Genomic DNA, 14,709 nt, shown 5'->3' with positions numbered 1-14,709 from the left:
ACAACTCAGGCGGCGCGCTCGGGCAGGGTGGGGGAGAGCGGCAGGACGACGGTGAAGGTGGTGCCGTTGCCGATCGCGCTGGCGACGTCGATGGTGGCGCCCATCATGGTGCACAGCTCGCGGGTGATGGCGAGGCCGAGGCCGGCGCCCTCGTAGCGGCGGGTCGAGGTCGCGTCGATCTGCGTGAACTTCTCAAAAATGAGGTTCAGCTTGGACGGGTCGATGCCGATGCCGGTGTCGCGGACCTCGAACACCAGGCGGGCGGCCTCGCGGCGGACGCGGAAGAAGATCTGGCCCTCGCTGGTGAACTTGGCGGCGTTGCCGAGCAGGTTGAGCAGGACCTGCTTGAGCTTGCCGCGGTCGGTGACGATCCAGCCGATGTCGCCGTCGCACTTGACGTGGAACTGGTTGTTGCGCCGGCGCACGGCCGGCAAGATCGTCTGCTCGACCTCGCGGACGAACTCGTCGAGCGCGAACTGCTCGTGGACCATCTCCATGCGGCCGGCCTCGATCTTCGACAGGTCGAGCACGCCGCCGATGAGGCCGAGCAGGTGCTTGGCCGCGAGCACGACGTTGCGCAGGTCGGGCAGGACGCCGCTGATCGGGCGCTGGCGGTCCTCGCGGGCCTCCTCGATGATCATCTCGGTGTAGCCGATCACCGAGTTGAGCGGGGTCCGCAGCTCGTGGCTCATGTTGGCCAGGAAGGCGCTCTTGGCCCGGTTGGCGGCCTCGGCGCCGTCGCGGGCCCGCTCGGCGTCGATGCGCGCGGCCTCGAGGCTGCGGTTCGTCAGCTCCAGCAGCTGGTTGGACACGGCCAGGGCGCTGCGCGAGCGCTCGCTCTCCTCGAGGGCCTCCATGATCCGCTGGTTGAGGGCGCGCGCCATCAGCCACTGCAGCCCGAAGGCCGTCGGGGGGACCAGCAGCTTGATGGCGATGTCGCCGAACTGGGTACCGGTCTCATCCTCGCGCAGGGCCAGGCGGGCCATGACGCTGGCGACGTAGACCACGCTGATCGTGACGATGTGGACGATGCCCGAGCGGCCCCGGGTCCGGATGGCGATGCCGGGCAGGAAGACGACGAGGGTGAGGGCTGCGACCCCGGCCAGCAGGGCGGTGTCGGGCTTGCTGGTGATGACGACCCCGGCGGTCCCCCCGTAGGCGGTGCCGAGCATCATCAGCTCGGAGGTGCGGGTCAGCCGCGTCCGCGTGAGCGAACAGGTGGCGAAGCAGAACGCGGCGATGACCACGTAGACCACGCCCGACAGCCGGTCCCAGTCCTGCTCGGGCCCGGCGGTGCTCAGGATCGCAGCCCCCACGAGGGTCGTGGTCAGCCCGACGAAGGCCATGATGGCGAAGCGGATCTGGCGGATCCGTGCGTCGCCGAGCGAGGCGGACGCTGGCGAACGTCTCGCCACAGGAGCGGAGCCTGCTCCGTCCGTGATGGCCGTCGACACTGCAACGACTGTAGCGGAAAAATCGCCAGCGACGGATCACGCCCACCTGTAGGCCCGCGGCGCTGCAGCCGCCGGGGGTGCGTGGGCGCGCGAGCAGAATTGCGCGCCTGCGCATGCGTACGGTGGGGGCGCGCTCAGCGGTGCAGACCGCAGATCTCGGCCAGCGGACGACCTGTCCGTTGGGACCGGCGGAGCTGCGCGTAACGCCAGTAAGTGTAGACGACGGGGATCAGCTCGAGGGTCAGGAAGGCGCTGGACACCAGTCCACCGACCATCGGCGCCGCGATCCGCTTCATCACGTCGGCGCCGCTGCCGGTGGCCCACAAGAGCGGCACGAGCCCGAGCATCATGGAGGCGACGGTCATCAACTTGGGGCGCACCCGCAGGACGGTGCCCTCCATGTGGGCCCAGATGATGTCGTCGAGGTCGCGGATCTTGCCGGCCCGCAGGCGGCGAAAGAAGGCCTGGTCGATGTAGACGATCATCACCACGCCGGTCTGCGCGGCGAGGCCGACGAGGGCGATGATGCCGACCCACACCGCGGTCGACAGGCGATAGTCGAGGAGCCACAGCAGCCAGGCGCTGCCGACCAGCGCGAACGGGATCGACAGCAGGACGATGAGGACCTCGGTGAGGTCGCGGAACTGCAGCCACAACAGCAGAGCCACCAGCGCGAGGGCGAGTGGGACGAGCACCCGCATCCGCGCCTCCATGGCCTGCATCTGCTCGTACTGGCCGGTCCACTTCAGGTACATCCCGGGCCCGAGGACGAGCTCCCCCGAGGCGAGCGCGGCGTCGACGCGGGTGCGGGCGTCGGTCACGTATCCGCCGAGGTCGCGCCACGGTTCGATGTCGACGTACACGTAGCCGACGAGCAGGCCGGCCTCGCTGCGCAGCATCGGCGGACCCTCGGCGAGCGCGACGTCTGCGACCTCGGACAGCGGCACGGTGCGCGTGACGGCGCTCGCCGGCCCGGGCACCGCGACCGGGAGCTCGCGCAGGCGCTCGAGGTCGCCGCGCAGATCCTCGGCGACCCGCAGCTGGACGGTGTAGCGGCGCCGACCGTCGATGGTCGCGGCGATCGGCTCGCCGCCGATCGCGAGGTCGACGAACTCACCGAGATCGGCGACCTGCAAGCCGTGGCGCGCGAGGTCGTCGCGGCGCGGGACGATGTCGACGTAGACGCCGCCGAGCGAGCGCTCGTAGAGGATGCTGCGGGTGCCGGGCACCTTGCGCAGGACGGCCTCGATGCGGGCCCCCGCGGCCTCGATCGCCGGCAGGTCGCGGCCGAACACCTTGACGCCGACAGGGGTCCGCACGCCGGTGGTGAGCATGTCGACGCGGGCCCGGATCGGCATGGTGAAGGCCTGCGTCCAGCCCGGCATCTGCACGCCGGCCGAGAGCTTGGCGACGAGCTCGTCCCAGGTCTCCGGGGTCTCCTCGGGCCACACCCGCGTCAGCGGGCCATGCAAGAACGAGGGGGCCCAGCCGCTCCACCAGCGCTCGCGCGTGACCTTCGGCCACTCCTCCGGCGGCCGCAGCATCACCACGGTCTCGACCATGCTGAGCGGCGCAGGGTCGGTCGCGGTCTCGGCCCGCCCGACCTTGCCGAACACGCGCTCGACCTCCGGGAACTCGGCGAGCTTGGCGTCCTGGCGCGCGAGCTGCCGCTTGGCCTCCTCGATCGACAGGCCGGGGAAGGTGGTCGGCATGTAGAGGATGTCGCCCTCGTTCAGCGCCGGCATGAACTCGCTGCCCAGGCGCATGAACACGGGGATCGCCGACAACACCGCGAACACGCCGATCGCCAGAGTGGTCCGAGGCTTGCGCAGGGCGACGTAGACGAACGGTTCGTAGACGGCGCGGATGGCGCGAGAGATCGGGTGGCGCTGCTCGCTGTAGATCTTGCCGCGCACGAGCAGGTCGCGCAGCGCCGGCGCGAGGGTGACGCTGAGCAGCGCGGCCGCCAGCATGACGAAGGTCTTGGTGTAGGCGAGCGGCTTGAACAGGCGCCCGGCCTGGCCCTCGAGCCCGAACACCGGGATGAAGGCGACTGCGATGATCAGCAGGGAGAAGAAGATCGCCGGGGTGACCTCGCGCGCGGCCTCGGCGAGCAGGTTGCGGCGTTGCTCTTCGGACATGTCCTTGGGGGCATGTTCGAGCCGCTTGTGACAGGCCTCGACCATGACGATCTCGGCGTCGACGGTGGCGCCGATGGCGATGGCGATCCCGCCGAGGCTCATGATGGTGGCGGGGATCCCCAGCCACGCCATCGGCAAGAACGCCAGCAGCACCGCCAGCGGCAGGCCGACGATCGGCAGCAAGGCGCTGCGCACGTGGAGCAGGAAGATCAAGATCACCAGGGCGACGACGATCCCCTCCTCGACCAGGGCGTGCTTGAGGGTGTCGATCGCACGATCGATGAGGCCGCTGCGGTCGTAGGTGGTGACGACCTCGACGCCCGGGGGCAGGCCGGCGGCCACCTCGTCGAGCCGGGCCTTGACGCGCTCGATGACGTCGCGGGCGTTGACGCCGTAGCGCGCGACGACGATGGCGCCGACGACCTCGCCCTGGCCGTCGAGCTCGGCGAGGCCGCGGCGGATGTCGGGGCCGAAGCGGACCTCGGCGACGTCGCCGAGGCGCAGCGGGGCGCCGAGTTCGGGGCTGGCCTTGAGGACAGCCGACTCGAGGTCGGACAGGTCCTTCAAATAGCCGCGGCCGCGGACGAAGGCCTCGCGCCCGCCGAGCTCCAAGATCCGCCCGGAGGACTCGCCGGTGGTCTTGCGCACCGCGTCGGCGACGTCGGCGATCGTGAGGCCGTTGGCGCGCAGGCGCTCGGGGTCGAGCTGGACCTGGAACTGGCGCTCGTAGCCGCCGACGCTGGCGACCTGGGCGACGCCCTGGACGCTCTCGAGGGCGTAGCGCAGCTCGAAGTCCTGGATCGCCCGCAGCTCGGCGAGGTCGTGCTGACCTGTCCGATCGACCAGGGCGTATTCAAAGACCCAGCCGATGCCGGTGGCGTCGGGCCCGAGAGTGACGCTGGCCCCCTCGGGCAGGCGCGGGCCGATGCCGGCGAGGTACTCCTGGACGCGCGAGCGGGCCCAGTAGACGTCGACGTCCTCGGCGAAGAGGACGTGGACGAAGCTCATGCCGAACATCGAGTAGCCGCGCACCGCCTCGACGCCGGGGGCGGCCAGCAATGAGGCGGTGAGCGGGTAGGTGACCTGGTCCTCGACCAGAGTCGGCGACCGCCCGCGCCACTCGGTGAAGACGATGACCTGCGGATCGGAGAGGTCCGGCACGGCGTCGAGCGGGACCTTTTCCAACGCCCGCAGGGCCAGCCAGCCGAGCACGAGGTAGGCCATGATCACGAGGCCGCGGTGGTGCGCGCAGGCGTCGATCAGCTTGCCGATGGCGGAGATCATGCGACTTCACGGGGCGTGGCCGGCGTGGCCGGCGTGCGGATCGGGGTGCGAGGCCGACTCGAGGAAGAGTGCTGCGGGGCTGCTTGCCGGGCTCGCGGGGATCAGCGCGGCGCGCAGGCGGCTCTCGGCGTCGACGAGGAAGGTCGCGCCGGCGACCACGCGTTCGCCGGCGCTCACGCCCTCGCGCACGCGCACGAACTCCGCGTCGCGGGCGCCGAGCACGACCGGGCGCGGGACCAGGCGGCCGCCGCCGGCGTCGACGAACACGTAGGGCTGATCGCCGGCGTCGACGATCGCGTCGCGCGGCACCGCCACGCCGGTCTCGCTCGGCTGAACAAAACTCACCACTGCCGGCATGCCGGCCACCAGCGCGCGGTCGTCGTTGTCGAGCGGCATGCGCACGCGGACGCTGCGGCTGTCGGCGGCGACGCTCGGGTAGACCAGGTCGACCGCGACGTCTCGATCGAGCGCGGGTCGGCTGGTGAATCGGACATGTCCCTTGGTTCCTTTGCGAACGGCTGCGGCCTGCGCGGCCGGCAGCTCGGCGACCAGGTAGAGCGCGTGGTCCTCGCGCAGCTCGTAGAGCGGCTCCTCGGGCTGGACGTAGGCGCCGAGGACGGCGGTGCGGGCGACGACGACGCCGGACGCGGGGGCGACCACCGGGGTGGTGCGGTCGGGCTTGCCTGACTTGAGGATCCGGTCGACCTGGGCGGACGACAGGCCGAGCAGCTCGAGGCGCTGGCGAGCCGCTCCGACCACCGGCCCGGACCAGCTGTGGGCCGCCAGCAGCTCCGCCTGGGCCTGGTAGATCTCCGGGCTGTAGTACTCGGCCAGCACCTGCCCCTTGCGCACGCGGACGCCGGTCTCGGCGACGGCGATCTTCTCGATGAAGCCGGCCGCGCGCACGTGGACCCGCGCCGCGCCGTCCTCGGAGAACTCCGTCAGGGCGGCGCTGCGCAGCTCGGCGGCGAACTCGCGCTCGGCGGCGACCACGATCCGGGCGCCGATCGCCTGCAGGCGGTCGAGCCCGAGGGTGATCGCGGCTGTCCCTGCGGGCATGTCCGGAGAGACAGCCACCGCCTCGGCCGCGACCGCCTCGAGGTCCATGTGGCAGATCGGGCACGAGCCGGGCTCGGCTTGCTGGATCTGCGGGTGCATCGGGCAGCGGTAGACCGTCTCGGCCTCGTCCGCCGGGATCGGCTCGAGCGCCATGTGGCAGATCGGGCACTCGCCCGGCTCGTGCGCCGTGATCTGGGGGTGCATCGGGCAGCGGTACTTCGGGGCGTGCTGGACCGCGACCGGCTCGGCCCGCGCGTACGACCACCAGGAGAAGCAGGCCGCGGCGAGGGTGCCGAGCAGCAGCAGCCAGCGGACGCCCGCCATCAGGGCGACGCCGGGCGGGGGCGCCTCGGCGCCTTCGCGCAGGGACTCGGGGTCGTCGGGGTGAGGGTCGAGCATGAGATGTCCTCGGGGACAGGTCGGAGGTCCGAGCTCACCGGTCGGCGGGGCCCGGAGCGAGCGGGCGGCGGGCCACGGGCGAGCCGACGGCGCGGTCGAGGTCGATGAGGGCGTGGTCGAGGTCGGACTTGGCGGCGATGACGTCCATCGCCACCTCGACGTGCACGGCCTCGGCGGCGAGGAGGGCGGTGAAGTCGCCGCGGCCGGACTCGTAGCCGGTCAGGGCGACCTCGCGGGCGCGGGCGCTGGCGGGGCCGGCCTCGCGGACCAGCGCCTGGTAGCGCTCGGAGGCGCTCTGGACGGTGGCCAGGGCGCCCGAGACCTCGCCGGCGATGCCGAGCTTGACCTGGGCGACGTCGCGGACCGCGGCGGCGCTGAGCTCGGCCTGCGCGTCCCTGCGCTTTCGCGCCTGTCCCGTGAGCCAGGGCAGCTGGAGGTCGACCATCAGGCCGTAGCCGTGCATCGGCATCGGCTTGGTCGCGGGGAAGTAGGCGACGCCGAGCATCGCGCTCGGCAGGTTGGCCTCGCGCCGGGTGGCGCGCAGGTCGAGAGCGGCGGCCTCGCGGCGGGCGTCGGCGGCCCGGGTCTCGGGGCGCTCGCGCTGGGCGTCGGCGATGAGGCCGCGAGCGTCGACGCCGACAGTCGCGGCCGCCGGGTCCCGCGGCGCGCCGAGCGGGGCGTCGGCCTCGCGGGCCATGAGCGTGTTGAGGCGCGTGCGCGCGGCCATGGTCGCGGTCGCGTCGGTGGCCACGTCGGCGCGCGCGCGGGCCACCTCGGTCTCGGCGCGGGCGATCTCGAGGAGCGTGCCGCCGACGACCTGGCGCGCGCGCGCCAGGCCGAGCACGTGCTCGCTGACCCGCTGGTGCTCGAGGTGGACGCTGTGGCGCGCGACCGCGGCGGCGTAGTCGATGAAGGCGTGGCCCACCGCGGTGGCCAGGTCCTGGGCGACGACGTCACGGTTGGCCGCGTCGGCGGCGGCGTCCTTGCGCCGGGCGGCGGACCGCAGCTTGAGGCTGCCGGCGGCGGGCACCGGCTGGCGCAGGCCGAGCATGACCATCGGCGACTCGTTCCACGCCCACGGCTTGGCCAGCGGGACCTGCCAGATGTCGAAGGTGAGGCGCGTGGCCTCGGGTCGCCGCTCGGCCTCGGCGAGGTGCTCGGCGGCGCGGATCCGGTGGACGGCCGCCTGCAGGCCGGGGCTGCGCTCGAGCGCGACCGCGACCGCGGTGTCGATGTCGAACGGACCGCTCAGGGCCGACTCGGCCGGCGCCGCGCGCACGGGGCCCGCGAGCAGGGCGAGGACGAGGCAGAGGCTGCGCGCGAGAGGCACGCGCCTCTATATGCACGGCCCGGGTCAGGCCGGAAATATCAAGGGTTTCGAGCGATCGCGCAGCTGCCGCGAGCGGGGGTCGCGAAGATTCTCAGGCGCGGTCGCGAAGATCGTGAGGGGCGACGGCGGCCGAGAGCGGCAACGGGCGCGCCGACTTCGGCAAGCAGGAGTGAGCTGTCCTCGGGGACATGTCATTCGTGGTCGAGGCCGCCGTGATGACGTCGTGCAGTCGGGCTCGCTGGCCGCGAGGCCGCTGGTTTCCGTCTGCGCGGGACGAGGGTTTGTGCGTCGGTGCGCGGCTGATTGACACGAATGCGCGCGCTCCGGTAAGAGGCGGGCCTGGCGCACCTTGCGCCGGAGGAGTCGGTCATGCGCACGCGAACGGGGCGAGTCTCGAATTGGCTGCTGGCGGGGGCGATGGTCGCGGGCTGCGGCGACGACGGCCGCGGCGAGACGACCGCGGGGGTGACCGCGTCGACGGGCATCACGGGGGCGAGCGGCGCGACGAACGTGACGGGCGTGACGGGGACGACCGAGACCGGCGGCGAGACGACCGAGACCGGCACCGACGGAACCACGACCAGCGTCGATCCGTCCGGCAATCCGACCGCGACCACTCAGCCCACGGGCGGCACCGGCTGCAGCGAGGACGCCGATTGTCCCGAAGGCCAGCACTGCGGCGACTGGTCGGGCGAGTGCCTGCCGGCGGGCGGCTGCCTGTTCGACGAGGACTGCGAGGGCGGCCAGACCTGCACCGACGGGATGTGCGAGATCGGCGGCGAGTGCGGGGCTCAGGAGTTCGAGCTGACCAAGGTCGTGCCCAACGTGATGATCGTGCTCGACCGCAGCGGCAGCATGGAGGGGGATGTCCAGGACTCGGACAAGAACCGCTGGGAGGTCGCCAAGGACGCGATCAACAAGCTGGTGACGACCTTCAACGAGGAGATCCGCTTCGGCCTCGTGACCTACTCGGCGTGCGTCGGCAACGGCTGCTCGGCGGGGACGATCGTGGTGCCGCTGGCCGAATTCAACGGCGGGGCGATCCAGCAGTTCCTCAGCGACAAGGGCAACGGCTACCTGTGCGACTCCGGCGATCCGGAGACGAGCACCGGCAACACGCTCAAGGCGCTGGTCGGAGAGCCGCAGGTCCAGGACCCGACGCGCGCCAACGCGGTGCTGCTGATCACCGACGGCGACGAGAGCGGCGATTGCCAGGGCACCACCAACGGGCCGGCCGCGGCGGCCGACCTGTTCGCGCAGGCGATCTCGGTCCGCACCTACGCGGTCGGCTTCGCCGACGGGATCCTCGGCTCGCTGGCCGAGATCGCCACCAACGGCGGCACGATGACGCCCTACAACGCCAACAACCCGGCCTCGCTCGAGGCGGCGCTCGACGCGATCGCCGGCGCGGTGGTGTCGTGCACGTTCGAGCTCGACACGGTGCCCGACGACCCGAACGAGATCTACGTGTTTTTTGAAGACATGGTCCCGGGCGTCCCGAACGACCCGAACAACGGCTGGACGTACGACCCGAACACCAACACCGTCACCTTCCACGGCACCGCCTGCGAGGCGCTCAAGGCCGGGCAGGTGGTCGACGTCGACGTGGTGTTCGGCTGCGACGTGCCGATCCCCGGGTGACCGGAAGGTCATGCCCGTCGGGGCATGCTCTCAGGAAAATGTTCGAAGGGACATGCTCGGAGGAGCATGTCCCTTCGTTCTTGCGCCGGCTCAGCGGTAGACGGCCGGCTTGCAGGCCGCCTCTTTCATGCGGCAGTCGTCGCGGCACATGTCGCCGCTGCTGCTGCAGGTCAGCTTGCAGGTGGCGCGGTCGGTCTCGGACATCTTGCCCTGGTCGCACTGGGCGCCGCAGGTGGTCTGCTCGCTGGCGCAGCCGACCTTGCAGCTCTGCGCATGCGCGGCGCAATGGGGGTTCTGCGGCTGCTGGCCCGGCAGGGCCGTGACGGTGGCCTGGGCCGGCGCCGCGGGCTGGCTCGTCGGGACGGCGACCGGTCGTGGGGCGCCGCCGGGGGCGCTGCCCGGGACCACGCCGTTCGAGGAGCGGATCACCGCGGCGCGCTGTTCGGCCTCGGTCATGGTCGGCGCCGGGCCGAGGACCCACTGGCTGGGGGCCGCGGGGCCGACGACAGTGCCCACTGCGCCGCAGTTGTTGCGGCAGGTGGCGCGGTCGGTGGCCGAGGCCTCGCGGTCGCAGGTGGCCTGGCAGGCGGCGACCTGCTGCTGCTGCGCGGCTTGGGGGTTATACGTGGCGGCGGTGCTGCCCGGCTGCGCGGGGCGGTACGCGGGCGAGGTGCCCGGCGACGTCGTGACCGGCACCGAGCCGCCGCCGGGCGCGAAGCTGTACGTGGTGGTGCTGCCGACGGTGGTGCTGCCGACCGGCGCCGACGTTGGTTGCGGGGCGCTGGCGCGGTTCAGCTGATTGCACTGCAGGCGGCAGGTGGCGCGGTCGCCCGGGTTGGGTTCGTTGTCGCACTGCGACTCGCACAAAAATTTTTGGTGCGCGAGGTCGGGAGCGGGCTGCGAAGCGGGCTGAGCCGGACGCGGCGGCGAAGCCGCGGGGGGCGAAGATGCGGGGGGAGTCGACGGCGGCGTGGCTGCGGGAGGCTTGGCTGCGGGCGGTGACGCGGGGGTCGACGACGACGGCGGCGCGGCTGCGGGAGGCTTGGCTGCCGGCGGTGACGCGGGCGTGGACTGGGCCAGGCGGGCGCACTGGAGGCGGCAGGTGGCCTGATCGTCGGCGGACAGGCCGGGCGCGGTGCAGCCGGCGAAGCAGGAGTCGGTGGCCGGCGCAGCTGCGCGGGCGGGTCCGAAGCCGAGCAGAGCGGCGGCCGCGAAGGTCAGGCTGAACAGAGCGATTGGACGCATGTGCAGTTCCCCCGGGTACGCGAGGCGACGATAGCATCCGCGCCACCGCCGGCAAGAATCGTGCGGGGGCGGACGACGGTCGCGCGGCGAAGATTCTCTCGCGAATGTCAGCCTGGGACCATGAACCTACGGGCCGATGTTCACGCTCAGCACGGGCCGTCGATGCAGCAGTCGCCGTAGAAGATGCAGTTGGCATCGCAGGCGCAGGCGCCACTGAAGTCGCCGCACTCGCAGTCCGAACACGAGTACGGGTCTTCGGGGCAGTCCTCGGGGCAGGTGCAGTCGTCCTCGCCGGGGCTGCACTGGCCGTCGCCGCAGACCATGTTGACGCAGCCGGCGGTGTTGTGGGTGCAGTTGGCGTTGCAGCTCAGGGTGCCGCCGCTGAACCCGAGGCCGTTGCAGGTCTGACCCCCGAGGTCGCCGCCCTCGCACGACTCGGGCCCGTTGCGCACGCCGTCGCCGCACCAGAAGCAGCCGGCCTTGTTGAACAGGCAGCTGCCCGGGCTGCCGCACGCCAGGGTGCCGCCGTGGTAGTTGCCGTTGGCCGGCGCCGGGAGGCCCGCGCACACCGCGTTGCCGAGCTGCGCCGCGCTGCAGTTGCTGCCCTGCTGGCCGCAGTCACACTCCTCACCGCCGTTCTTCATGCCGTCGCCGCACGACTCGCTGACGCACTGACTCTTGTTCCACGTGCAGGTGGCGGCGTCGCAGGTCAAAAGGCCGCCGGTGAAGCCGAGCCCCTGGCAGGTCTGACCGTTGACGTTGGCGCCCTCGCACTCCTCGGGCGGCTCGATCGTCCCGTCGCCGCAGGTGATCGTCGGGCCGGTGGTGGTCGTGGTGCCCGGATCGCTCGCGGTGACGGCGGTCGGATCGACGTCGTCGGTGGTCGGGGCGACGTCGCCGAAGTCCGGACGGATCATGTCGGTGGTGCCGGCGGAGTCGTCGGTGCTCGGCGCCGAGGTGCCCGACATGCCCGCCGTCGCCGTCGTCACCTGCGAGCCCGTCGGCGCCGGAAAGGAGCCGCCGAAACCTGAACTTTGGGTCACGTCCTCGCCGCCGGCACAGGCCGCGAGGGTGACGAGCGCGAGGTAGGAGATGCGGCGAACCATCCCCCCATCATAGGCGGGCGCGCCGCCGAGCCGCAAATCAGGCGGAGAGGCTCGCGTCCGCCCTCGCGGCTTCGGCGCTCCGGGATGCCGGATCGGCGAACGCGGCTTCGTCGTCGCCGAGCGCCAGCGCCAGCATGCGATCGAGGACGCCCGTCCACGCGGCGCGGCGGGTGTCCACGCGCTCCTGCGGGCCGAGCCGGCCGAACCGGCGCAGGTCGGCCTCGACCGCCTGCGGCTCGTCGACGAAGGCGGCGGCCCGCAGCTCGGCCGCGACTGCGCGCACCGCCTCGGCGACCTCGCGGCCGCCGACGTCGACGGCCCAGGCGACCGTCGCCCAGGCGAGCTCGGCGTGACGGGTCTCATCCGCGGCGATCGCCGCCAGAGCCGCGTCGGCGGCCGCAGCCGCGCAGCCGCGTCGGCCGCGCAGAGCGGTCAGCGCGGCGATTGTCTCGCCGACGCAGCCCTCGCGGAAGGTGTCGCAAGCGAGCGCGACCAGGCCGCCCGCGCGGGGCTGCACCGGGGGCAGCGGACCCGGCCCGCGCGCGACGCCGCCGTACGCGGCCGCCAGCGCGAAGCACACCTGCGCGTGCCGGACCTCGTCGAGCCCGGCCTCGGCGCAGCCGGCCAGCAGCTCGGGCGGAGCCCCCACGGCCATCAGCTCGAGCGCGGCGCGGGCGAACGCGGCGACCGAGGCGTGCTCCATCTGCGCGTCCTCCAGCCAGGCGGCGGCGACGAGCGGGCGCTCGTCGGCGGCTGGCTCTCCGAGCATGTCCTCGGGGACATGCTCTCCGAGCCATGTACTTCCGGCCACCACGGGCGCGGCCACGGCGTCGTCGCCGGCGAGCAGCGGGCGGCCGCTGCAGTAGTCGAACCAGTGGTAGCAGCAGATCTCGCCGTCGCCGGTGGCCTTGCGCTTGTCGTCGGTGGCGATCTTGCGCAGGCGGCCCATCATCATCGGGTTCATCGACAGGCCCTTGTAGGTCTTGTCGTTGGGGCCGACGCCGGGGTCTGGGCGGCCGATGAGGCGCGTCGGGCAGCCGATCTCGTCGGTCGCCTGCGGGGCGCGGAACTTGTCGGCGGCCGCCGGCGCGCCGCACCAGTCGCCGTTGTTGCAACCCTCCTCCTCGAGGCCGTCAGGGTCGTACGGGTCCATGCCGGTGCGCGCGGGGTACTGCGGACCAGAGGGGACGGGCGGCGGCTCGGCGTCCGGAGCCGCATCGACCTCGGCGGGCGCGGGCTCGGGAGCTGCGGCCTTGGCGGGCGCGGGCTTGGCGGCCTCGACCGGGGCAGGCGCGGGGGCGGGGCCGCAGGCGGCGAGCAAGAGCCCCGAGGTGAGGGCGGTGTGCAGGCGTCGGCGGAGCAGCCGGAGGTCGCGCATGCGGCCGACGTTAGCATGAAGGCCCGCGCGCGGTGCCCGGGCGATCACCGTCGCGAAGATCGTCGGTCGCTTGAGATCCGGCCGCGCCTGGGCCATAGATGCGCCGGTGCGCGCGGACTACGTGATCGCCGGCGCGGGCTGTGCAGGCCTCAGCCTGGCGGTGCAGATCGCCCTCCAGAGCCGTCGCCGCGGGGTCCCTTGCCCGCGCGTGGTGTTGATCGAGCCGCGCGCGCGGCACGCCCGCGACCGCACGTGGTGCTACTGGCGCTTCGTCGATCACCCGTTCGCCGCCGCGGTCCGCCACCGCTGGACCCGCTGGCGCGTCGCCGACGCCGACCGCTCGCGAGTCCGCGGCAGCGAGCGCCACCCGTACGAGCACGTGCCGTCGGATGTCTTTTACGACATGGCCCTCGGGACACTCGCGGAGTTCCCCGAGATCGAGCTGCGCCGCGGCTGCGCGGTGCGGGCGATCCGCGAGACAGCGAGCGGGTGCGAGGTGGTGACCGACGCCGAGGTGGTGCAGGCGCGGCTGGTGTTCGACAGCCGGCCCGCGCCCGCGCCCGCGCCCGGCGGCGACGAGGTCGACCTGCTGCAGCACTTCGTCGGCTGGGAGGTCGAGGCGCCCGCGCCGGTGTTCGACCCGGAGGTGCCGACCCTGATGGACTTCGCGGTCGACCAGAGCCGGGGGATCCACTTCATGTACGTGCTGCCGTTCGCGCCGACCCGCGCGCTGGTCGAGACGACGTACATCTCGCCGGCGAGCCTGCCCGACGCGACCTACGAGGACGACCTGCGCGGCTACCTGCGCGCCCGCTACGGGCTGACCGCGCCGGAGGTGCGCTGGCGCGAGCGCGGGGCGATCGCGATGACGAGCCGACCGGCGGCGCTGCGCCAGAGCCCGCGGGTGATCCACCTCGGCCTGCGCGGCGGGCTGGCCAAGGGCTCGACCGGCTACGCGTTCCAGGCGATCCAGCGGGCCTCCGAGCTGCTGGCGCGCGAGCTGCTCGAAAGGCCAGGTGCGCCGCCGCGGGTGCCCGCGCCCCGGCCGGCCGCGGCGGTGGCGATGGACCGGGTGCTGCTGGCCCACCTGCAGCGCACGCCCAGCCGCGGGCCGCCGCTGTTCGTCGACCTGTTCGAGCGCCTGCCGCCGGACCTGCTGTGCCGCTTCCTGAGCGATCACGCGGGGCCGCTCGATTACCCGCGGGTGATGCTGGCGACGCCGATGGCCGAGATGACGGCGGCGGTGGTGCGCTCGCGGGCGCTGTGGCTGCGCGCGGCCACCTGAGGCGGCATTGCGGCGGGCGCGGTGACGCGGATCCGCGGGTCGTCACGGGCCAATCGGAAGGGTCGAGCGGTCAGCGCGTCGGCGGGATTACCCTCGAGGGGCGCCATGTCGACGCATTCATTGTTCCGGCGGCGAATCGAGCGATTCGGGCCGATGCACGAGTCACCGTATTTTCGCCTGAAGAAAAGAGAATAGGAGGAGAAGCCCCTGATCGGCTCGCAGGCGGGTGGGGGCGGCGTTGCGCTCGGGTGCGGCCCGACGCTCGCCCTGGACCCCACCCATTTTCTCTCGCTTCAAAAGAAAGAATCGGGCCCAGGGTCGTCGCATAAAAATCTGGCGACGCTGCAATTGGTCGGTCGACCGCGGCCACCTAGCAAGCGAGCGCGA

9 protein-coding genes are annotated in these 14,709 nt (G+C 72.5%); 2 read left to right on the top strand and 7 right to left on the bottom strand.

Annotated elements, in window-relative coordinates; translation table 11 throughout:
- Positions 1–5 precede the first annotated feature (5 nt).
- The 4 genes from OV090_RS50685 to OV090_RS16175 form a co-directional block, all read right to left on the bottom strand.
- Positions 6–1,415, bottom strand: a complete 1,410-nt coding sequence (locus tag OV090_RS50685; RefSeq protein WP_267704571.1) for an ATP-binding protein — start codon at positions 1,413–1,415, stop codon at positions 6–8.
- Positions 1,416–1,588: 173 nt separating this feature from the next.
- Positions 1,589–4,879 carry an efflux RND transporter permease subunit gene (locus OV090_RS16185; RefSeq protein ID WP_267704570.1) on the bottom strand — a complete coding sequence of 1,097 codons (3,291 nt, stop codon included), beginning with the start codon at positions 4,877–4,879 and terminating at the stop codon, positions 1,589–1,591.
- A 6-nt stretch (positions 4,880–4,885) separates the two neighbouring features.
- Positions 4,886–6,337 (bottom strand): efflux RND transporter periplasmic adaptor subunit, encoded by a 1,452-nt coding sequence (locus tag OV090_RS16180; RefSeq protein ID WP_267704569.1) that lies wholly within the window; start codon positions 6,335–6,337, stop codon positions 4,886–4,888.
- Positions 6,338–6,371: 34 nt separating this feature from the next.
- Complete coding sequence (locus tag OV090_RS16175) at positions 6,372–7,667, bottom strand: TolC family protein (protein ID WP_267704568.1); 1,296 nt, start codon at positions 7,665–7,667, stop codon at positions 6,372–6,374.
- Between the two features lie 369 nt (positions 7,668–8,036).
- Between OV090_RS16175 and OV090_RS16170 the strand changes: the two genes are divergently transcribed.
- Positions 8,037–9,308, top strand: coding sequence for a vWA domain-containing protein (locus OV090_RS16170; protein ID WP_267704567.1), 1,272 nt, complete (start codon positions 8,037–8,039; stop codon positions 9,306–9,308).
- A gap of 90 nt (positions 9,309–9,398) precedes the next feature.
- Here OV090_RS16170 and OV090_RS16165 read toward each other — a convergent pair whose 3' ends face one another.
- The 3 genes from OV090_RS16165 to OV090_RS16155 all read right to left on the bottom strand — a co-directional run bounded on the left by OV090_RS16165 (position 9,399) and on the right by OV090_RS16155 (position 13,037).
- A complete protein-coding gene (locus OV090_RS16165; RefSeq protein WP_267704566.1) occupies positions 9,399–10,553 on the bottom strand; it encodes a hypothetical protein in 1,155 nt (384 codons plus the stop codon).
- 146 nt (positions 10,554–10,699) lie between these two features.
- Positions 10,700–11,659: a hypothetical protein gene (locus tag OV090_RS16160; protein ID WP_267704564.1), complete on the bottom strand. Its 960-nt coding sequence runs from the start codon at positions 11,657–11,659 to the stop codon at positions 10,700–10,702.
- A 37-nt stretch (positions 11,660–11,696) separates the two neighbouring features.
- Positions 11,697–13,037, bottom strand: coding sequence for a hypothetical protein (locus tag OV090_RS16155; RefSeq protein WP_267704562.1), 1,341 nt, complete (start codon positions 13,035–13,037; stop codon positions 11,697–11,699).
- 106 nt (positions 13,038–13,143) lie between these two features.
- Here OV090_RS16155 and OV090_RS16150 point away from each other — a divergent pair, with 106 nt between their 5' ends.
- The gene (locus OV090_RS16150) at positions 13,144–14,322 is read left to right on the top strand and encodes a lycopene cyclase family protein (protein ID WP_267704560.1); all 1,179 of its coding nucleotides are present in this window, start codon (positions 13,144–13,146) and stop codon (positions 14,320–14,322) included.
- The last annotated feature ends 387 nt before the right edge of the window (positions 14,323–14,709 follow it).

The organism is Nannocystis sp. RBIL2, assembly GCF_026626745.1.
In the GTDB taxonomy this organism is placed as follows: Bacteria; Myxococcota_A; Polyangia; order Nannocystales; family Nannocystaceae; genus Nannocystis.
Note: the sequence above shows the minus strand (reverse complement) of the source record. Positions and strands in the feature narration are given on the sequence as shown.